The following is a 22,115-nucleotide window of genomic DNA, read 5'->3' as shown; positions in this document are numbered from 1 at the left end:
TCAGAACCTCATGCTACTTACCCAACCCCGCATACTGTAGACAGCTACAAATAAAAAAGTCCATCTGGTTCTTTATGATTATCAATCTTTAATAAGACAAAGCAACTTCCTTTTCATTTTCAGTCATTACATTCTTATTGGAAGCAAGCTTTCTTTTCTTATGCCAGTAAATGTAGGACAGTATACCAGGTGCAAACCAAATCGCCATTGTAAGCATTAACGGATTAAAGGTTTGGGAAACGGCAATGCCGGAATAAACGGCAGCAGTCAAGTCAAAAAACAAACCTGCGTAAGCCCATTCTTTTATTCTGCCATAACCAGGAATCAAGAGAACTATAGCGCCAATTATTTTCGCCCAGCCAGTAAAGGGAATAAAATATTCCGGGTAGCCCAGCATACCGTGAATTAATTTAATCGAATCTTCGTTTACTAATATGCTTTCCCACGAGGAAAATATCATTAATACACAAAATAGAATAGTGAACGTCCAGTACAGCGTGTTGATTGTTTTGGGCTTCATAACTTTTGAATTTATTACAAAGATGCAGTCGATCGCTCATTTTTTCCCTGTGCGATTACAACAATTTAAAAGGGGGATTGCGACAATGGGCCATTCATATGAGGTCACCACTTTAGCGCCATTATTTCGTTGGCCAATTGTAGCACGGCGTACCAGTGCCATGCTAAAAGTTGGAGCATGTTGCCAATACTTACTTTAAACACCCAGAAGAGCTACACATTTATTTCTTTTGTTGCTTCACATTCATCTTGAACCGCATGATGTCTTTTACTATTTGCTTGTCCTTTTGATTAAAATATCGCAGTTCGGAAACAATGTTAGGATTGCTAGCAGCTTGCCTCACAATTACCTCATATGCCATATCCTTAACCTCTTCTGCAAAACTGGGTGCGTTCTCATATTCATGTCTTAAAACACGTATAAAGGTCTCACTACTCTTGTCGTTTACATCTTCCCGGTAGATAGCTTGAATAGCAGACCACCGCTGCTTTTCATCCTCAATAGCCGCAAAATAATTGTTCAGGCAGTTAAAGGCGTCACTGTTAGAGCGCCAGCCTTCCAGTAGTACCAACTGGGCAGCAGCAGCATTATTCATTTTGTTTTTGTATAGTAGTGCCGCCTTCACATGCTTGTGCTGATCTACATAACTATCGACCACTTTTTGGTAATAGCCTAGTGCTTCCTGATAGCGCTGAATGGATGTATATAGGTCTCCTACTTTTTCATTATCCCCCAATTCCTTATACAGTTCTATAGCCTCTACAGGCATATTTCCCTGCTCGTAGCAGTGTGCTGCCTTTGCTTTATCATTACAATATTTCAGGTAAACAGAAGCCGCTTCGCTGTACAAGAGTCCTCTTTCCAGGCTCTGAGCCGCCATCGGATAATTCTTTAACAGCTTCAGGTATACGAACGCCGCTTTTTTATACTCCTTCTGATTGGTCAGCTCCTGCGCTGTTTTCAAATACTGGGTATACAACTTATTGAATGCACTATCCGGTAAAACAGCACTTCCGCCACTCCAATTGGCACCACCACCAAATAAAGAAAAATCCATCCATCTTTTGGAAAGTGTAAACTGTCCCATATGCCCACCTCTTGTTACGCCATCACTATCAAGCGGGATCGCATATTTCAAGGCTTCCAGCGGGTTGTTTTTAAAGAGCTCCATTAAGCGATCCAGGTGTTTTGATTACGCCGCTCCAGTTCTTCAAAGTCCTGTTGCAGGCCATCCACCCACTTGGCTGACATTTTGGAAAATAGTCGCCCCGCTCCTTCAAAGCGGGAAAGTAATGAGGTTCTGCCCGTATCACCACTACTGCTTCCCTCCGCCGTTCCTTTTGTAAACAATAGTTTGTAGAAAGAAAGCTTTCCTTTTTCAAGTAGGTTCAAAGGCTTGTCTTGAAAAGTTTCAGGCTTTGGAAAATGTTGTGCTTCCAATGCCTCCAATGCGGCTTCAGGAGATTGAGGCTTTACCTGGAAGGTTCTGATCTGTCTTGGAATAAACAGGGAGTTTATAGGTTTTCTTATAGTAAACGGCCGTTCGTCAGGTAATTGAAGTACATCTATCCAGTTTATGGACTCCTGTAGTTCTACCAGGCCAAACTCCGGGTGCATTATATGCTTACGCCCATTAAGCAGCTTTTCCAGCTCTCCAGCTGACAGCTTGGGAAATAAGCTACATCGCTCAGGAATATACAATAGATGACCTGCTATCTGGCAATACCGGTTGCGCCCTATTTCCAGCTTTCGTTTTTCAATAGCCCCCTCTACCAAACAACCCCATATTGTATTGGCCTTTGTGCTTGGTATAGGATATACCTTAATTACGGATAACGAAAGTCCCATCGCCTGGAGCTCCATGATCCAGTGCTTCACAGAGGAACCCTGAATAAGAATACCACCTATTGGAAAGGGGCTATGATCAATTGGTCTTACTTGTAGTTCCATGAGCTGTTATGGTTTTGATATAGGGTTCCAAGTATTGTTGAAAGAACTGCGGGTTACTAATGGAGCGGCGGGATCGGTCCAGAAGTAGATAATAAGGATTACCGGCAAAATCACTCGTTGTACTCACACCTAATGCGGTATCAAGAACAGAAGGAACATAGATTTTAGGGATCGAAGGATCACTGCTTTTTAAAACAAGCATACCACCCCGATTAATAATAACCGTACTTCCATCCGGAAAAGCGAATGTATCCTTTTCCCGGCGACGCGCTTCCACTTCTTTTTTTAAAAACTCCGTTCGCTCCATTACAATTACTGCATTATCCTTTATACGTAATTCCTGTTTATTTAACACAAGGTTGCCTGCCTGGTTGATAAACACAAAATCCACGTTCTTTAAAATACCACCTATATATGAAACATACTTCTGCTGTTTTTTCTTTTCAGCTTCCATCTCCTTATAATCTTCAAGTAATGCTGATGGCGGGTTCTGGCCTTTTTCAACCGTAATTTGTTCTCCCCACTGAAATGCCCAGTATCTATTGTTGTTTACATAATAGAAGCGACCTTCATAGAATAAGAAATGATTATTGGAAGACGTTCGCCAATCAGGAAAACTGATTGATTTTGATTCACGGGTGTAGATGTTAATGATCGTTATTTTCCGATCGGCAGTATTGAACAGGAAAAACAAGTAATCTCCCTTCGTTGTTATCCCAACAGCTACTTCACCGTTGTTGTAAGCAACATTTTCATACATCATTTCCCAGCCCTTTTCATGGCCCAGTGTTTTATGAAAGCTCCGCAGAATATGTTTTTCTGAGGTTAGCATAATGAAATGACCATCTGGTGCAGCCACTACCTTTTTAGGGTTGTGCGGTGACGGGAATAGAATCGGGTATTCTGAAATGCTATCACTTGATTCCCTGTTTGACTGCTGCGCAGGCTCTCTTTTCCACAATTCGTCTAACGGTAGCTGCAAATGTTGCACATGTTTCCGGATGTTTTGATGCCGTCTGAATAGATCAATAGACCCTTCTTGCCCTACCTGAATCCAATAATTAAAAAGCGCATAGTGGTCGCTAATAGCTTTATGTACTTGTGGGTGACGGAAACTATCTTCTGATGCCACCAGGAAAACCTCGGCATTTTTTAGTGCGCCATACTCTTTAAAGAAGGTCGTCAGTCCCTCGGCCGGGTGCAAACAGGGGTCCAGTTCTTCCAGGCTGGTAATAATATCATCAATTGTTTCAAAAGGAATCGGCCTGTAGGTATTGCCCACCGCGAAGGCCTTGCAAATGAAATTTGATTTCGGGTGACGGGCGATAGCAAGCAGAATGGCAAAGGCTATCGTTCGGGGTGTACCCCAGCTTTTAATGGAAACATCCATAAGAATGATCCGTTCCTGGTCATCTTGCTGCGGTGGCACTTCCCTGTTAATATATAGGGCCTCATTATTGGCCAAGCGCGATAAAAAGACAATGTCATCATTTGCATATTCTGAGATCAGCAGGCGGTCAAATGTACCCTTGTTAGTCAGGTCAGAAACGCCACCTATTGGCTGCTGGCTGGGATGGTAATGGTGAAAAGGAATATTAAGGCCACTCCATAGGCGTTTAATAAGCGAACCCACCGGGAAGGTCTTGCTATGGGTAGTTAATTCTTCAATGAAGTCTTTGAGTGCATCTTCTCCTGGTTCCGCTTCTTCAATGGCAATCGCTGTTTCTATACCCGGTAAAGCTGCTAACCTTTCGATAATAATTTTGTTGTCCGGGAACCTTTTATGTAAAAGACTGACCACTCGGAAGTCGTGAGTGAAAGCACCACTGTGTAAAGCTTTACTGGGAGTATTAACAATATTGGTTTTTCCTGATTTATAATATTCAAGTATATGCTTCGCCTTAGACGCTGCCAGCTGGTTGTGGCAGCCGGCAAACAGGGATTGCAGCAATAGCAAGCGGTTTCGACCTTCTTTATATTTAGCAGGCAGATGTACCAGCAGCTTTAAAAAGGCAAAGGCATCAACCAGGATTGCTTTCTCTTGATTCGAATCACCAAACTGCTGATTCACCATTCTATCCAACTTTTTATCTAAGAGTGCATAGACATCATTTAAGGCACTCTCGCCTTGCGGGTTGGTGGCAATTATAGTGAGAAGTAGGGATCCAAATGGCGGTAACCCTTGTGGAGACATTAGCTCCAGCGCTTCCAGCACAAAGGCTTTATAAGCGATAGTAGAACTAAAGGGAATAGCAATAACGTCTCCATCATCTTCCCACTGCCAGAAGTATTCATTATAGGATTGAAAGTATGTTGTCACACGGTCCTCCTTTCCATCGTTAACCGAAATGAACTGATAGAGAGCGGTGTAAAGGCTTGCTTGTCCAGCTTGCTATAGCGGCCGTCTTCTTGCCATAGTATCCAACTGTCGCCCTCCGGATTTAGCAACTGGCTCAGATCATCTGACACCGCATAAAGCTCCAGGTCAAATCCGGCTGGCAGCAGGAAATCGCCACTACGCCAGAAGGCTTGTCCTTGTAATGGCAGTAAAGGAGCACCTAAGAGCAGTGCTTCTGTTGCGCCTAACACTGTCCATTGCAAACCCTCCAAGCGGATAGCCGGCGCCGTTACTATATAGTTTTGCAGCACATTAATATTAACCCTTAAAACAAGGCTTTCTGTCTCTTTTTCAGATGGAGCCAATCGTATATTGACATTACCGGTAAGACCGAAATAATTATGATTATACGCGGGTAGCGTTACTGCGAGTCCGCGCCCTATAGGTGTCCATAATAAAGAAGGCAGATTCCGACTGGGAAGCAGACTTCCTTTTAGAAACAGTTTTCCGTCCTGGGCATAATAGAGCTCTTTGAAAGGAATACTTTTTACCTCCAGGCTATCGACCTGCACAGGAGACAAATCCTTAACCCAAACCACATTTCCCTCGTAAGCAATCTTCAGATTCTCCCAATGCCGGATGGTACCAAGGTACGCCGCATGCTCCCCAGCCAGCGATAAGTAGTAACTTATACTGCCTGTAGTATCGATTGCCATAAAGAATCTATTGCGGTTTGAATATGCTGCTGATGTTCAGCATTTTTAATCCAGCTATTGCGGGTTTGAACATACCGCAGTTTATCCTTGATTACATTCTGCTCTTCAAAGGAAAGTGTTTGGGTGCTCCACCTGTTTTGAAGCAGCTGCACTTCTTTTATCAGCTCCTCACCGTTTGGAGCGGTGTTGAACAACGCTTGTGGATGAGAATGCATACTGGTCTCCTTTGCTATTACAGAATCGATAATACCAGCCAGTATTTCAATCTGCTCTTCGGTGTCCCATATATATTTCATGACCCAGAGATCAGAAAGGATGGCTTCTTTACGTTTACACATAAGCGCACTGGCTGCAATCAGGTTTTGAATTTTTACACCCCTACGATCGGAAACTTTTATACCTGTGCTCCGTAAGCTGTGAACCAGGTCAACATACTGCTTTCGAATGGGTGTAAGATCCACCTTGCGGCAGGCTTGCTGCAAAGTAACGACCTCCTCTGGTATAATAAATGGTCTCTCGCTAGCCTCTCTGTTTTCCAGTGTCCAACCAGCCAATAACACTTCATTTAACAAGTCCGGATCAACATAATCACACTTCATCCGAACCAGGAAACGATCCAGTAAGGCATTCAGTGTTTCATCCTCGGGCAGTACATTACTGGCACCTACGAACATAAGAGCCGGTAGTTTTCGGGTTTCTCTTCCCCTCCTGAATATCCGTTCATTTAACGCCATTAGCAGGCTATTCAGAATAGCACTGTTCGCATTAAAGATTTCGTCTAAAAATACCAGTGATGCTTCCGGCATCATTCCCTCTGTATTGGTTACCAGCTCGCCTTCCTTTAGCTTGCGTATATCAAAAGGACCAAATATTTCATTTGGCTCAGTAAAGCGGGTGAGCAGGTACTCAAAGTTCTTCCCTCCTTCAATACACATTGACAGTTGCCGGATAATGGCACTTTTGGCCGTTCCGGGAGGGCCTAGAAGAAAAGCATTTTCACGCGCAATCAGGCTAATGCCGAGTAAGTCGATAATTTCATTTTTACCTACAAAGGATTCCTTTACAAAGGACAATACTTTGTTTAATTGATCAACAGTTTCCATTTTCTGCAGTTAGTTGTATTTGAAAATCATTCCAATAGGTAGGGACATGTAGGCCCAGAGAAGCGAGAACGTGTTTTCGTAATGCTGGATGCGCTGCCAGGCGATGGTCCTTATGAACCACTACCCGATCTGTATATAATTGGCATACGCATGGATTTGATACAATATTTTCAAAATGTAATGCGTCTTGCCGTAAAGAGTAACCGATTGCTGAATAATGCCAAATATGCAATTGTTCTTCCAGTAAGTCAACCAAGTTATCTTCCGGATCAATAGCTTTCAGGTGTTTGATAATATCTGGCAGAAACCGTAGCACCAGATCAGCGGAGAGTATAGCACCGGCTGTAATCACTCCCTTGTAAGGCGCCAGTAAGGCAGCTAATTCGTCCGGTTTGTTTTCACGGTATAATAAAAGCTGAGCGGCTATATAGATGTATTTTCCAGCCCATTGTGCAGCAGCTGGTTCGAAAACGGGAGCATCAAAGGGATAATGAAGACGCTCTAGTTGGTATTCCTTCTCAAGGTAGTCAGCTACTTCTCGTTCATGGTTCTCTGCCACATCTAATAAGTTACCATATAACATGATCTCTTCGTAATGACGGAGATGTTCTATGGTTTGAAGGATGTCATTCATCATAGGAGACAGCTTTACAATGTGGAACCGCTCTTACCGTTTCCAAACATTGCAAAATAAGGGTTGTTTGTTAAATATTGTGGTTCCCTAAAAGAGGTATGGCATGATTCATTTATTTTTTACTTCACCGTTAGCGTTTTCTCCAATAGCACTATGAATATTCTTAAATAGAGAGTCACCACCTACAACGCCTTCTTTGTCTTATTGATCATATCCACAAGCCCTCCCTCCTTTTTATCTTGCGTCAATTGCCAGAACATAATTCCATCCAAGCCTTTATCAATAGCATACTGTGTTTTTAACTGAATGGATTTCAAATCATCCATGGTAACAAACAGCTTTTTCTCCGCATTAAAATAATAAGGGGCTTGTGCTACCGGATCCCAGTAATAGGTAAATCCGTTTGCTGCCGAAAAGGTGCTATCAAAGGCTTTAAAAGGAATTGATTTTTGAAAGGTACCCGCTTGGTACAACCCCTTATTTACTGTATCCTTCATTTCAAATATGCGTGCATAAAAGCCAGCGCCTATTACCAACTTGTTGCGGGGAATGTGTAAGGAGTCAAGGAATTTAATGGCGAAGTCGGCTGAAGATAGCTGCATGGGCGTAGAATACAGAGGCGTATGATGTCCTATTCCTGATACAGTACCATTGGCCAGGTCATAAGTCATTAGGTTTACCCGGTTTACAATGGGCATCACTTTCTTCCAATCAACTGATTGTTCAAAAAACTTCTTGGATACACCAGCCGCAAACGTTACCTCCTTCTTTTCACCTAATGTTTTACGCAACTGCTTTACCAGCTTTGTAAAATTCTTTCTGTCTTGTTCCTGGTATTTATGTCCCGGGTAGCCGGATATAACAGGATATTCCCAATCCAGATCAATACCATCAGCACCAAAATAAGTAATCACTTTTTTGGTGGAGCGGGCAAATTCTTTACGTCCTTTCTTCTTAGAAAATACATCAGAACAGGTTTCACAACCACCCCATCCGCCTAACGACAACAACACCGTTAAACCAGGATATTTAGACTTTAAAGAAACCAGCTTTTGAATAGTTAAGCTGTCTTCAGCTTTTCTAATGAATAATTGATTACCCTTCAAATGACCAAAGCTGTAAATAATTTGTGTTAGCTTACTTACATCAAAACTGTCAATGGCTGTAGAATTGCCTGCATAGTAAGCAATTACAGCCAACTCCTTTTTTGTTTGCGCTTGAGCGGTATGGATATAAATAAAAGAAAACAGTAAATATAGAAAAGAAAGAAAACGCTTGTAAGTGCTCATATTTCGTGGGTTAAAGTCTTTAAAGGTATTGACATAGATTAAATAATTAAGCCCCATTACGGGGCTTAATTTAAGAGGACAATTTATTGCTTATCCCACCATACGCGTGATGTTAGCAAATCACCACCCGGAATGCCTTCCTGTGCAGCCTTATAATTCACTGGGTTAGTGTTTGCTTCAAATGATGGATATAAAAACCGGCGTGGGATCGTTCCATTCGTAACATTATTAGGATAGTTCACTGGAACTAATACAGGGAAACCTGTTCTCCGCCAGTTGGACCAAGACTCATAAAAGTCAAACATAGTATTCGTATGGATCCAGTATTGCGTATTGATCATTTGTAGACCAGTAGCGGCTACATAAGGGTGGGTTGCAATATAGGCATCGGCTTCCGCATCCGGAATAGCCAATGTAGCATCGTATTGGCCCAAATATGTAATAGCGGCTTTTACACCATTGTTATAATGCTGTGCGGCACTTCCGGATGTGGTAATACCAAATCGCTGTGCGGCGTCAGCCAATAACAACTCTGTTTCTGCATAAGTCAGGATAAATGTAGGGCCATCTCGCTTGATCATGCCAGGATTTGGTGAGGAATAGTCAGGGAAAGTAGTATACGATGGATCAGAAGAAATATCTCTTCCTGCTATACCGCTTAGATCTTTACCATTAGGCATACCTTTCTGTACAGCTGGAGTAGTGATAAAACTTGTACTTTGTATTTTACTATTAGGATCCGTATAGAGCTTTGTAACGGCAATCCTTCCTAAGCGAGGATCAGTATTTGTTTTTAGCATGTCAATGAATGTCTTTGACCACTTAACATAGTAATGCTCCTGTCCACCATCGCCAATTAGTACCTGACTGTTTCTGTTAATGGTTGTTCTTCCGCCAGTAGCATCATGTTTTAGTAAAGCATTATCTGCATTACTGGTAAATGTTTTGCCCTGCACCTTTGTGGCAGTAGCTTGAGCTTTTGCAGCATCAACTTTTACCAGGCGCATACCTATTCTTAATAATAAGGAATTGCCAAAACGTTGCCACTTAGCAATATCACCATTATAAATAACATCACCAGATGGTTTATCTGCTGCAGGATCCAGTGCATTAGTAGCTTCTTCTACTTCTTTTAGCAGGTCATTATAGATATCCTGCTGTTTGTCGTACTTAGGAAAATAATTATTAGAATAATAGCCCAACCCCGCTTCAGAATAAGGCACATCACCATACAAATCTGTTATACGCTCAAAGATCAAAGCCTTCATGATACGCGCTATCTGGTAAAGGTTTTTATACTGCGTCTTATCTTTTGTGAATTGCACCAGGTCCACAACTGATTTCACCTGATCCGGGTAAGCTTTCTCCCAATAAGCACCCGTATAGCCCTGGTTCAGTAAATACTTGTCACCTGCCCAATAGCTTACCACAGTGGACAAACCTTGTATCATGGTAGATGCATAGATCAAATTAGCGCGCCAGGTTTCATAACTAAAATCGGTGCTACCTGTATAAGTTAGCTCGGAAGTAGTTAAGAGATAATTAGGATTAAAACTAGCCTGAGAAGAAGATAGGGGGTCTGTGTTGATTTCTGGATAATCCTTAGTACACCCTTGTATCAACAGGGACCCAGCCAGAATAAAACCAAATATTTTTATATAGTGTTTCATAATCATAACAATTAAAATGGGGAAAGAATAGTTATAAACGAACGTTTAAATTGATACCATAGGAACGAACTGGCGGTACGCCACCTAGCTCTAACCCTTGTGCTAAAGGCGTAAAATTGCCTTCAGGGTCAATGTTATCTGTCTTTTTCATAAGGATGGCCAGGTTCCTGGCTACCAGGCTAATATTCAAGCCCTTGATATGATTATTAAAAAGGCTTGGGAAACTATAGCCCAGCGTAATCTGCCGAAGCTTTATAAAGCTGGCGTCATTCACGAATGTTTTTGAAATATTACTGGCTATTGTACCATAGTAAGTAGCAGCATTTACATTAGCTGTACCAAAAGTGCCTTCTCTATTTTCAAGGGTAGCTTTATGCAAACCAAATAAATAGCCATAAAAATCGGTAGCTGAAAAGATCTTTCCACCCCATTTGCCATCAATCAGGAAAGAAAGGTTGGCTCTTTTATAAGTAATTTCATTATTCCAACCAGCAATCCATTTATGATAAGCAGAACCAAAAGGAACCAGATCCCCTCTTGCAGGGATACCATTGGCATCTAAAACTACTTTACCAGAAGCGTCATACTTATAATCATAAGCCATTACCTGTACGGCAGGCTCTCCTACTACATGTCGTGTAAAGCCTACACCAGACCTGGATACTGAAATTGGCAACGATGATTGTCCGGCAGCCAGTTTGATCACTTCATTGTCATTAACCGACCCGTTTAAAGAGGTAGTCCAGTTAAAATCGCCAGTGCGTATAGGCGTACCTGTAATTAAGGCTTCAAATCCTACGTTCTTCATCTCCCCTATATTCAACACTGCACCATTATAGCCTGATGTTGTGGAAGCAGGAGCAAATACAATTTCATCCTTTGATCTTTTGTCATAAAAGGTCAGATCTAAGCCTAAACGGTTATTAAAGAAGCGTAGCTCTGTGCCTATTTCAAATTCCTGAGCCCTGGAAGGTTTCAACTCATTATTAGGCACGTTTGGATTCACGATATTACCTAACGGAGCGCCGTTTAAGGTAGGACTCAGCAAAGAATAATAAAGCGCTGTTTGATAAGGTGTTGTAGCTTGACCTACTTCCGCATAACCAGCTCTTAGCTTACCAAAGGTCATCCAGGGCAACTTAAGAAACTCTGAAAAAATAAATGAGGCACTGACGGAAGGATAAACCACATTCAGTTTATTGTCTCTGTCTATTGCGGCCAAAGTTGAAAACCAGTCACTGCGAACAGAGCCCGTAAGGTATAAGAAATCACGGATATCAAACTCTAATGTGCCATATAAAGACTGTACTTCCTGGTCTGTTTTAAGAGCAGTAGTGCCTTTACTTTTTGTATTATTAATATTGTACAGGAATGGTATAGCAAAGTCAGATCCTGTATTGGTTATATTTTCATCCTTTGTTCTACGGTAGCTGGCACCAATGTTTGGTGTTAATGTCATACCGTTGCCACCCAGGTTAAATGTCATACCCGCCAGACCGTCCACGTTAATATCACCAAATTGATAGGTTTGTTCATTTATTGAACCATTTGGCCGATAGGCAGTTCCCGTAGGCACTACCTGTGTATAGCGGTCTGTATAGGCATCGCGACCTGCTCGTCCTTGTAAGAATAAGCCATTATTAAACGTATAACGAACAGTGGCAGTAGATAGCAATCTGTCTCTTTTGGTGTTGGTAATAAAGTTATAGGCTGCAAACCAAGGGTTGGTTGCAAACGTGTTATCTGAATAAGAACGCTCTTTCCCATCGGGCGTTGTTGCAGGCTGCAAATCATTCACATTTACACTTGTTGGCAGGAACATGACATTGAAGTTGGCATTACCAGGACCATCTGATAAAAAAGGTCTGTTTTTGGCATTCTCTATAATATAGTTCATGCGCACATCAATGGTCAAATTATTCATTGGAGAAAAGTTTCCATTCAAGCTGAAGTTTTGCCGATCTAAACCGGAGTTGGGAATCACAGCATTGTTAGAAAGATTACTGGCTGAAAAACGTAAAGCGCCCCCTGTAAAACTTTTATTGAAGGCCAGTGTATTCGTAAATGAACCTCCTGTACGGTAAAAGTTTTCCAGGTTGTCTTTTTGGGCAATGTATGGGCGGCTTATACCGTCAAATTGCACAACCGATGAACCATCGAGTTTCCCGCCATAGCTGGATTGGCCAGATGTAAAAGCAGCAGCTTGGTTTGGTGGTTTTATATTATTAGCACCCTGTCCGTATACATATTGCCAATCGGTTGGATCAATGATTGTTTCAGCAACATAATTTGAATTAAACTCAATGCCATCTCCTCTACCGCTTTTAGTAGTAATCATAATAACACCAGCCTTGGCCCGATAACCATACAAGGCAGAAGCGGCAGCCCCTTTCAATACCGAAATAGTTTCTATATCATCTGGATTAAGGTTTCCTATAGCGTCGCCCCTATCTGGACCGTTATCAAACTGGGTACCCTGCTGTGAATATTGGGAATTAGGTTGCCCCTCCATGGGTACACCATTAACCACATATAATGGCTGGTTGGTACCACTAATACTGGATATACCTCTAATAATTAAATTGGAAGAAGAGCCCGGTCCGCCAGCAACTCCATTTACATTTAAGCCGGCTACTCTACCTGCCAGCGAGTTGACAACATTTACCTCCCTGGCTCTGGTCAATTCCTCTCCTTTTACTTCTGTTACAGAATAGCCCAGGGCTTTACGCTCCCTTCTTACGCCTAAAGCTGTTACCACTACTTCACTGAGTTGGCCTGAGGTAGCCGTTAATGTAATAGCTAGCGTTTTATCATCGCCAACTGTAAACTCCTGAGCTTGATATCCAACATAGGAAACTACTAGCACCTCGCCCCGATTGGCATTTATTGAAAAAGCCCCGTTTGCATCTGTGGTGGTACCTCTTGATGTTCCTTTTACAGTAACACTTACACCGGAAAGTGGTTTTCCGTCTGCCCCTATAATACGTCCGGTTACTTCTTGAAAAAGATTTTTATACCCTCGGTCAAACTTATCGTTTGACCCTGAATACGCAAAGGCTGGTGGAATTAGAAATAGCTGTACAATAGCCAAAGTATACAGCCATTGCCTCATTGTGTTAAGATGTAGCATGTTTATTGGTTTATACGGTTTAGAAATGTATATCATGTCCAACAATGAATTGGCATTCAATCAAAGGTTGCTACTGCATTTGGGCATCGGAGCTGTAAAGAAGGGAGGTATTGCCAGGTAGAATTAAAAATTGGTTACACAACGGTCCATAGGAATTGAATATTGGCACAAAGGGATTAGAGAACCCTCTGTCTTTCTTCAGTGGTTAAAGCAATATCAGATTTTCTTGTCCATTTTTATTGCCTTTAAACAAGCAATAATCGAATGGGTTTGGTATAATGGTTTCATGAAATTATTCATCCATAAGCAAATGAATAAACCTTGAAAAAGGTACGAAAGATTCAGAAGAAAAACAAGCATTGAAATATAAGGAGTACTACTACATCCGTATTATTTATTGTAAATTCTTATAGGCGAATACGAAACGGTACTATCCTGAGTCACAACAAAACAACTTACAAATACCGGTTCTATTGGTTTTGAAGGTTGTTATGAGAAGTTATATAAAGTAAAGAGCACTCCTTAGAGAAGTGCTCTTTTACAATACTAAATCTTTTATACCTAACGCATGTACTTGTGCTTTAGCGTTTTCTAACGGTGCTAACTTATGCAACTTCCTGCTGCTGTACAGCTTTACCCTCTTTAATAAAGGTTCTAAGAAAGGCTACTTCATTTTCCCTATAGGCATCACCATTTGAGCGGAAGATATCATGGAACCACAATTCAGGCTCATTCTCGTATGGATTTTGCCATGAGTCCCAAGGGCAATGCGTTTGAGATTTTCCTGCCACAAAACCCCAGTTATATCCTCCAATGTTATTTTCCTTGAACAAGGGAAGTATTTCCTCAAATGTGTTTCCAAAAGGCCTAGCCATATATTCGGTGCAAAGGATTGGACGATTAAAGCGTTTTAATACCTCTATGCGCTTTTGCATACCCTCTTTATTGGCATAGCAATGAAAGCTGATCACATCGGAATGAGCAAACATGTAATTGTCTATTTCCGAAGACCTGGTATGGCAACTCCAGTCCTCGCCTTCTTGCCAGGGCGCCATTGTAATAGGTTGTATGGGATCTATTTCACGTACCCACTTAATAGTCATTTTCAATAGCTGCAAGGATAAATCAGCCTTATGCTGGGCATAATTATCATCCCTATAGCTGGTCATGTTCATGTTATCCGGCTCATTGAATAAGTCCCAGATAAGCACGCGTTCGTCATTCTTAAAATGACTAACAATCCCTGCTACATAATGGTGCAGGCTTTCATATTTAGATGGATCGTTCAACACATCAAACCCCGGGCATTGTACCCAGCCTGAGTTATGTACATTATGCCTCGGCTCTGGCTGCTTACCCAATTGTGGATAAGGATTCCATACGGCATCAAAAAACACAAACATGGTTTTGATGCTATGCTTGGTAGCTATAGATAAAAACAGTTCAATACGCTCCAGATAGGCAGTAGGATTTTGCTCCCACACCAAGTGATGCAAAAACACGCGTACCGTATTAAATCCCAGGCTTGCAGCCCAACTTAATTCTTTATCGATTGTAAAGGGGTCAAACGTTTCCGCCTGCCACATTTCCAATTGATTGATGGCATTGTGTGGAACGAAATTGCAACCGATTAACCAGCCTTGTTTGGCATACCATTCAGCTACTCTTTCTTCAGACCAACGGGATTTTAATTCGGGATCGTGCTTCGGGATTTCAAGCACAGGGTTCGAGAAGAACATAAAGGATGATTTGGACTAATTGGTGATTGTTCTTAGGTTTCGAAATACACTTCAAAATAACCTCAAAAACATATAAATTCAAACCTTATTTCGGGTTAATTCCTATATCCATCGGTGAAGGCAGGGTTTTGCGGGTTAAGTGGGTTAGGCACTATTTTTATAGATTGTATAACAATCTCATTTTTAATATTTTAAGCTAAAAAATTATAGGTTATGGCAGGTCAAACGCTACAGGCAGAGTTGGAAAGTTCTTTCAAAAACCGGTATCAAAAAGACCCTTTAATTGTGCGTTCTCCAGGCAGGGTAAATATCATTGGCGAACATACCGATTACAATGATGGTTTTGTATTGCCAGCAGCTATCGATAAAAACATCTTTGTAGCTGTTTCTAAACGGGAAGACGATAGTATAAACCTCGTTTCTCAAGAGTTCAATGAAGAATTAGAGATCAGGCTCAAAGACATAAATCGATCAGAAAAACAATGGGCGAATTATATATTAGGAGTTGTAGACCAACTCCTGAAAAACAAGTATACCTTATCAGGCTTTAATTTAATGATCCATGGTGATGTCCCTATTGGTGCAGGACTTTCTTCTTCTGCAGCTGTAGAATGTGCTACGGCTTTTGCCCTCAATGAGCTCTTTCAACTCCAGATTGACAAATTGGATATGGTAAAAATGGCTCAAAAAGCAGAACATGAATATGCTGGAGTGAAAGTTGGAATCATGGATATGTTTGCTTCCATGTTTGGCAAGGAAGACAGTGTCATTCGATTAGATTGCCGCTCCTTAGAATACAAGTATGAGCCTTTTAAATTGGAAGGCATTAAAATAGTCTTGTTAAACACCAATGTAAAACATTCTCTTTCTACATCGCAATACAATGTTCGCCGACAGCAATGCGAACAAGGTGTTGAATTAGTTAAGAAAAAGTATCCCAATGTTATCAATCTGCGTGATGCGACATTAGCTATGCTTGATGAAACTGTGGCTCCTGTTGATCCGGTCATTTACAAGCGCTGTAAATATGTGGTGGAAGAAAATCAACGTTTACTGGATGCTTGTGAAGCGTTGGAAAGAGGTGATATTGCTACACTTGGCCAAAAAATGTATGGCTCACACAAAGGGTTAAGTGTAGAATATGAAGTAAGCTGCAGGGAGCTAGACTTCTTAGTAGACAAGGTTAGAAACAATCCAAACGTTTTAGGTGCGCGTATGATGGGCGGAGGCTTTGGTGGCTGTACCATTAACCTGGTTAAAGAAGAAGCTATTGGAGAGTTGATAAAAGAACTGAGTGTAGCTTACGCAGATACGATGAGTAGAACACTCACCCACTACATTGCTGTTATCAATTCTGGCACATCTGTAGTATCATAATTCTGCAGGCAAGCGGAATATAGTTGTTGATTGAAATGTATCACCGGTACGCAAAATAGTACTAGGAAAGTTGGAATGATTAGGTGAATCCGGATTCGGTTAGCATAACGCCCTACGATAGTACCATGATAGATTTCATCTGTTTGTAGGTAATCCTTCAATGACTCAAAGCCAATAACAACATCAACCCATTCACCATCTTTATTTTTAACTGAAAGGCTTACAATGTGTGCCCCGTAATTGGTGATCACAACCAGGATATTTTCAGTCTTTAGTAAATAAAGCTCTATAAGTCTCCCATCTATCGTTTATTGAAAGTTTTCCTTTTGGGGTAGAAGACGTTGAATCGCTTTTGTTTGCATGTCCTTTTGCTAACGATCAATTGACCCATAAAGCTAAGGCTTGTTTTTTTTCAACGATATAACGATCCAAAGCATTTTCTAACGAAGGCAATAAATGACCTTTTTCTGTTCCCAACACACAGTATTTAGGTCTTAACGCAGTGTAATTCATTTCAGAAGAAGGAACAGGGTTGATAAGTTTTGTATCTAGCTGGCACCGTTCTGCCACATAAAATGCCAGGTTTGCCCAAGTTGTTATACCTCTATTGGCTAAATGCCAGATACCCTTTTCATGGTCAATTACTAAATCTAATACTGTATGTACTAAATCGGGTACATAGGTAGGGGAAATAAAAATATCACTGGCTACAGAAACTGTTTGAAAATTATTTAGCTGTGTTTCAATCCAATGGTTAAAGTTGTATTGATCCCAAGGACCAAAAAAGGCGCTGGTACGTATCAATAAGGAATCAGGATTTGCTGTTAATACGGCATTTTCCGAAAGTGCTTTGCTTTTACCATAAACATTTAAAGGGTTAACAGAATCGCTCTCTACATAAGGCGATTGCTTCAATCCATCAAACACCAGGTCAGTGGAAAAGGAGACCAACTTTATACCTTTACTTTCGCACACTTGCGCTAATAGCAATGGCCCAATTAAATTATCTCGCATACAGGCGTCTTCATCTCCTTCTGCGTCATCAACACGAACATAACCTGCTGCATTAATAATAGCCCAAGGCTTGAAATAATCTATTGCTTTTACAATTGATTCAATATTGGAAATATCGCAGTCCTCACGGCTTAGTAGCTTAAAATGAATAGCCCTATCTGTACAAATTCGCGCAAACGCTTTTCCAAGGGTTCCTCTCTTTCCTATAATTAAAACAGGAGCTGTTTGTTCTACTCTTACCCGATGACTGTCTGGTGAAAACTGCAGTGGCTCTTGTAAATACCGCGTGTGCCGTTGCCACCAACCCTCTACTTGTATCAAGTGATGTTTGCAATCGTTTGCTCCCGTTATATTCTTAATAAAGTGTGTTAATGCTGTTTCACGCGGTCGTCCACTACGCATATCATACACGCCAGGTTCATAACTACCATTAGGTTCTGTTAGCAGCTTATCCCAACCATATGAGCCTAAGAGTGCCCAGGCTGTAACGGCTTTTATATCTACTCCACTCGCTTTTACTTTATTACAAGTATTCCAGACATAGGAAAACCAGCGTAATTGTTCCTCTCTATGACAATGCAGATGTACCTCTGTTATTGCCATTGGCTTTCTATATCGTTCCCAAGCTTCATTTAATACAACTTCCAAACCTATAGGTTCCTCCAATTCAACTCTTACAGCCTCTACATCAGCATAGCTATGAATGTTATTACTACCATGGGTATGTGCAGGATACAAATGCATTCGTTCATCCAGGTAACGCTCTGATGTAACGTAATAATTAAATCCCAATACATGTGGCTCACAAATATTATCCTGGAAGAAGTAGAGCTCTTCTGGTTTTATTCGATTATCAACAAAATATTTCCAAAGTGGATGTTGCTCTGTTACCTGTCCCAACAATAGATCATAAGGTAACCACCTGCGTTCATTTTCAAACTGCGCCTGATACTGTAATAGTGGAGTACTATACGTTTTACTTAAATCTTCTGTTTGAATCAGAACGGCATTAGGATTTACTTTTCGTATTTCCTTCATCGAAAGCACTACTCCTTTCATTTGATGAACCAGTGCCTTTAGAAAACTTTTATCATCAGTAGCATGTGGATACCAAAGTCCATAAAGTCCACTGAACCTGGCTGTGGTTAAGGGCTCATTTACGGGCGTATAATTGGTAAGCCAGGGAAATTGCTCGGCCACCTTACGTGCATATTGAGCTAATAATTCCGGGAATGAGGGATCGAGTAGGTTGGTAAATGAGGGCCCGCTCCCATGGTGTATCAAGCCAGCAATTACATCTATTCCATTATTATTAAAATACTCCAGCTGACTTGAGGTCCACTTCCAGTTAATTGTTGCATCTTTCGTCAGCTCATGCTTCTCCCATAAAACAGGAAAACGAAGCTTTTTTATGCCCAAATGCGCAATAGCTTCCTGTTGTGGGTGCTGATAATAATTGTTGAAAGCTAATTGATCAAAATAGAAATCCGCAACTCTATTAATAGTGCATTCAACCCCACCCCATATTTCAGGGTTATTACAAGACTGGTTAACTCCCATGATATAGGTTTCAATAATCTAATAGTTCCTACTATCCCTAGGTTGGAATAGAAGGAACTTAAGACATCATATGTACGAATGGTAAACGAAGAATCTGCTTGTTATCAGTTGCCAGTATGCATTTGCGTTAACTGGCCATTGCTGTTTCTGTTGTATTTGGAAATGCGATAGACTCTTTTGCTACTAACTTATTGTCAATATGTTTGGCCATCTGGCTCCATGTTCTATCCCATGAGTTTCCTTCCAGGAAAGCATCAACCTTGTTTAACCAACGTTTATGGCTTTTTTTCTTTAGAATAGTTTCTGCACACTTTATAAAGTCTTCTGCACTGTTAGCAATGTGCACCAACTTGTTTTCGCCATAGGGCGATACTACATCTTTAATAGCAGTTGATATGACTGGCTTACCAGCTGCCAGGTATTCTGGAGTTTTAGTAGGGCTTATATATTTCGTTGATTCATTTAAGGCAAACGGAACCATTGCTACATCCCATCCCGCCACGTAGGCTGGCAATTCCTTATAATCTTTTCCGCCTAAATAATGAATATTATCAAAGCGTGGCAATGTTGCTGGGTCAATCTTTACAATAGGACCAATAAGAATGAATTGCCACTCAGGCCTTGCCTTTGCTACGTTCTCAATCAGTTCTATATCAAATCGTTCATCTAATACACCAAAGAAACCGAATCGGGGTCCTTGAATATGGGACTGATCCTGAGGTGATGATTTTAAAGTTCTTGCAGTTCCAAAATGTTCTTTGTCGATACTACTTGGAAACGGATAGATATTATGATGTTGATGTTTCTTTGCTTCATATATACTATATCCGCCAGTAAATACGATATCTGCTTTTTCTAACAATAGCTTTTCATTATCTTTTAAGGCTGCTGGCGCAAACTTAAAGGCAGATAATTCATCCATACAATCATACACAACCATCTTTGGATTCAAATGATCAGTAAACGTTAATGCCATTGGTGTATAATACCAGGCAAAGTAATTAGTGATATCCTTCATGGATACTAAATCACTGATCATATCTTTCTGCTTGTTAATTACTTCATGTTCACTATATCCATGTTGCAATTGCGGAACTACAACATATACGTTTTTAATAGGTTCTTCTATATGTAGTTTATCTGGACCATCATTAAAAAGCGGCTCCTCAATAAAAAATACACGTGTACAATTAGCAAAGCGACTTAACAAATGTTGAGGGCGTTGATATACAAAGTTCCAACGCAGATGAGAAAAGCAAACTAAATCAGTATTATTCAAAGATTGCCATATGGCGGTAGTTGTATTTGTAATCATGCCTCTATAAAAGCGATTTTGATGCCAAGGCTGATTTCGCATGAATGCTTCTGTTGCAAAAAACCATTCAGCTTTACGTGTAGAAATTTTTCTACTTAGTTCAAGATAAAATTGATTCTAACACTATGAAACTCAACTATTCAGATAAAAAAAATAAAGGCAAAGAATCAACTACAAAGAATAACTGAAAATAAAAAAGCGACTATAAATTATAGTCGCTTTAATTCATTGAAAAGAAAGTGAATTATACTTGTGCTACCTTCTTCTTACGAGTAGTTGTAGATGTTTTAACGATAACTTCTTCAACAAACTCTTCAGATGATACTATTGTTACTTCGCTCCTCTTATAGTTTACAGCCACCCATACATGATCTAAGTCCACTTGTTCTCCACTCTCATAACCTGCAGTTGTTAATTTATGCCAACTGCTTTCCCGGTTAAGATCTGTTGCAATTTTAGAAGCAGCCTTAGGAAAGGCTACCCAAAACTTCGTTTCTTCTTTCAAAGCAGGCATAATGTCTTGCAGAATACTATTCAATTGAGATTCGTTTACTGCAAAAATTAATGCGAAATCAATCTTTCTAGAACGCAATAAAGGAGTAAGATTTTTTGCAAAAGAAAGTTTGACAAACTGTTTTTCGATTGAAGAAGGTAAGCCTTGAATTAAAATTGTCTTTTCGTTTTTTAATTGCAGCTTATCAAAAATTGTTTGTGACATAGAGTTTTTATCTTTTAGAAGAAACAAGCAGTTAAGTTGCAAATGAATGTTTTCACACAAACAGAGGTGCAAAGTTAAGGTAAAAACATGGTACGAAAAAGGCTCAGGTACGAAAAACCCGCCAAAAGGCGGGTTTTTCCAAGGTTTTTAGGCTAAAATGCCTTACCTACCAGATGGTTTATAGTATTTTAAAGCCTCTGGCAAGTATTGTTGCAGCTGTTGAATACGTCTTTCCTCTGCAGGGTGTGTACTCAAAAACTCTGGTGGACGCTGTCCATTTGCCTGCGCAGCCATTCTTTGCCATAGATTAATTGCTTCTCTTGGGTTATACCCAGCCATTGCAGCCCAACGCATACCATAACGGTCTGCTTCTAACTCCTGCTTACGGGAGAAAGGTAACATTACGCCTACCTCGCTGCCAATACCATAGGCCTGCAAAAACAGATTTTGTGTCTGAGCGGGTTGGTTGGCAACCGCTACTGAAAGCGCTACGCCACCCAATTGCTGGGCTAATCCCTGGCTCATCCGTTCGTTACCATGCTGGAATATAGCATGTGAAATTTCATGGCCTAAAACGTTAGCTAATGCCGCCTCGTTTTGAGTTATAGGCAATAAACCCGTGTAAACCACTATTTTACCACCAGGCATAGCCCATGCGTTAGCTTCTTTATTATTTACCAGGTTAAACTCCCATTTATAGCCATCTAAAACCTCACTTAGATTTTGGGAGCGATAATACTGAGTTATTGAATTAGCCAAACGCTGCCCTACGCGGCGCACCATTTCTGCATCACGATCGGCAGATGGACTCACCGTTTTATTTTCAGACAGGAATTGACGGTATTGCGTAGTGGCCATTGATTGTAATTCTTGCTCGGATACTAATTTGAATTGACTTCTTCCGGTTACAGGATTAGTAGAACAAGCAACAATAGTCGTAAGGACGATCAGTAGAAAAGTTAATCTGTATAACATTGCTTACCTTTTTGTTTATAATTTCAATGATTATACCAAAAGGAAAAAGCTTAATCGGCACTGCAGT

General features: G+C 40.7%; 17 protein-coding genes. 1 reads left to right on the top strand and 16 read right to left on the bottom strand.

Annotated elements, in window-relative coordinates:
* Window positions 1-88 precede the first annotated feature (88 nt).
* The 11 genes from SY85_RS01955 to SY85_RS01900 all read right to left on the bottom strand — a co-directional run bounded on the left by SY85_RS01955 (window position 89) and on the right by SY85_RS01900 (window position 15,089).
* Window positions 89-520: a DoxX family protein gene (locus SY85_RS01955; RefSeq protein ID WP_066401535.1), complete on the bottom strand. Its 432-nt coding sequence runs from the start codon at window positions 518-520 to the stop codon at window positions 89-91.
* Window positions 521-740: 220 nt separating this feature from the next.
* Window positions 741-1,691: a tetratricopeptide repeat protein gene (locus SY85_RS01950; protein WP_066401534.1), complete on the bottom strand. Its 951-nt coding sequence runs from the start codon at window positions 1,689-1,691 to the stop codon at window positions 741-743.
* Entirely contained in the window at window positions 1,691-2,470 is a 780-nt protein-coding gene (locus SY85_RS01945; protein WP_066401533.1) for a hypothetical protein, read from the bottom strand. Before SY85_RS01945 ends, SY85_RS01950 begins: the two co-directional genes overlap by 1 nt.
* Window positions 2,445-4,790 (bottom strand): hypothetical protein, encoded by a 2,346-nt coding sequence (locus SY85_RS01940; RefSeq protein WP_066401532.1) that lies wholly within the window; start codon window positions 4,788-4,790, stop codon window positions 2,445-2,447. Before SY85_RS01940 ends, SY85_RS01945 begins: the two co-directional genes overlap by 26 nt.
* The gene (locus SY85_RS01935; protein WP_066401531.1) at window positions 4,787-5,524 is read right to left on the bottom strand and encodes a hypothetical protein; all 738 of its coding nucleotides are present in this window, start codon (window positions 5,522-5,524) and stop codon (window positions 4,787-4,789) included. Before SY85_RS01935 ends, SY85_RS01940 begins: the two co-directional genes overlap by 4 nt.
* Window positions 5,497-6,627 (bottom strand): AAA family ATPase, encoded by a 1,131-nt coding sequence (locus SY85_RS01930; protein WP_066401530.1) that lies wholly within the window; start codon window positions 6,625-6,627, stop codon window positions 5,497-5,499. The genes SY85_RS01935 and SY85_RS01930 overlap by 28 nt, the downstream gene beginning before the upstream one ends.
* Window positions 6,614-7,264 carry a hypothetical protein gene (locus SY85_RS01925; protein ID WP_066401529.1) on the bottom strand — a complete coding sequence of 217 codons (651 nt, stop codon included), beginning with the start codon at window positions 7,262-7,264 and terminating at the stop codon, window positions 6,614-6,616. Before SY85_RS01925 ends, SY85_RS01930 begins: the two co-directional genes overlap by 14 nt.
* Before the next feature lie 179 nt (window positions 7,265-7,443).
* Window positions 7,444-8,550, bottom strand: a complete 1,107-nt coding sequence (locus tag SY85_RS01920; protein ID WP_066401528.1) for a glycoside hydrolase family 18 protein — start codon at window positions 8,548-8,550, stop codon at window positions 7,444-7,446.
* An 83-nt stretch (window positions 8,551-8,633) separates the two neighbouring features.
* A complete protein-coding gene (locus tag SY85_RS01915; RefSeq protein WP_226998972.1) occupies window positions 8,634-10,220 on the bottom strand; it encodes a SusD/RagB family nutrient-binding outer membrane lipoprotein in 1,587 nt (528 codons plus the stop codon).
* Between the two features lie 31 nt (window positions 10,221-10,251).
* Window positions 10,252-13,350, bottom strand: coding sequence for a SusC/RagA family TonB-linked outer membrane protein (locus tag SY85_RS01910; protein ID WP_226998971.1), 3,099 nt, complete (start codon window positions 13,348-13,350; stop codon window positions 10,252-10,254).
* A gap of 605 nt (window positions 13,351-13,955) precedes the next feature.
* Window positions 13,956-15,089 carry a cellulase family glycosylhydrolase gene (locus tag SY85_RS01900; protein WP_066401526.1) on the bottom strand — a complete coding sequence of 378 codons (1,134 nt, stop codon included), beginning with the start codon at window positions 15,087-15,089 and terminating at the stop codon, window positions 13,956-13,958.
* Window positions 15,090-15,302: 213 nt separating this feature from the next.
* Here SY85_RS01900 and SY85_RS01895 point away from each other — a divergent pair, with 213 nt between their 5' ends.
* Complete coding sequence (locus tag SY85_RS01895; RefSeq protein WP_066401525.1) at window positions 15,303-16,466, top strand: galactokinase; 1,164 nt, start codon at window positions 15,303-15,305, stop codon at window positions 16,464-16,466.
* On the opposite strand, the gene SY85_RS01890 is transcribed toward SY85_RS01895, so the two are convergent.
* From SY85_RS01890 to SY85_RS01870, 5 genes are all read right to left on the bottom strand, one after another.
* On the bottom strand, window positions 16,424-16,756 hold the full coding sequence (locus SY85_RS01890; protein WP_226999078.1) for an aldose epimerase family protein: 333 nt from the start codon (window positions 16,754-16,756) through the stop codon (window positions 16,424-16,426). The genes SY85_RS01895 and SY85_RS01890 overlap by 43 nt on opposite strands.
* Window positions 16,757-16,844: 88 nt before the next feature.
* Window positions 16,845-19,040: a sugar nucleotide-binding protein gene (locus SY85_RS01885; protein WP_066401523.1), complete on the bottom strand. Its 2,196-nt coding sequence runs from the start codon at window positions 19,038-19,040 to the stop codon at window positions 16,845-16,847.
* A 127-nt stretch (window positions 19,041-19,167) separates the two neighbouring features.
* Window positions 19,168-20,355: a glycosyltransferase family 1 protein gene (locus SY85_RS01880; RefSeq protein ID WP_066409234.1), complete on the bottom strand. Its 1,188-nt coding sequence runs from the start codon at window positions 20,353-20,355 to the stop codon at window positions 19,168-19,170.
* A gap of 244 nt (window positions 20,356-20,599) precedes the next feature.
* On the bottom strand, window positions 20,600-21,073 hold the full coding sequence (locus SY85_RS01875; RefSeq protein ID WP_066401522.1) for a hypothetical protein: 474 nt from the start codon (window positions 21,071-21,073) through the stop codon (window positions 20,600-20,602).
* A gap of 162 nt (window positions 21,074-21,235) precedes the next feature.
* Entirely contained in the window at window positions 21,236-22,048 is an 813-nt protein-coding gene (locus tag SY85_RS01870) for a M48 family metallopeptidase (protein ID WP_066401521.1), read from the bottom strand.
* Window positions 22,049-22,115 lie beyond the last annotated feature (67 nt).

Origin of the sequence: Flavisolibacter tropicus, assembly GCF_001644645.1 — a bacterium.
Lineage (GTDB): Bacteria > Bacteroidota > Bacteroidia > Chitinophagales > Chitinophagaceae > Flavisolibacter > Flavisolibacter tropicus.
Note: the sequence above shows the minus strand (reverse complement) of the source record. Positions and strands in the feature narration are given on the sequence as shown.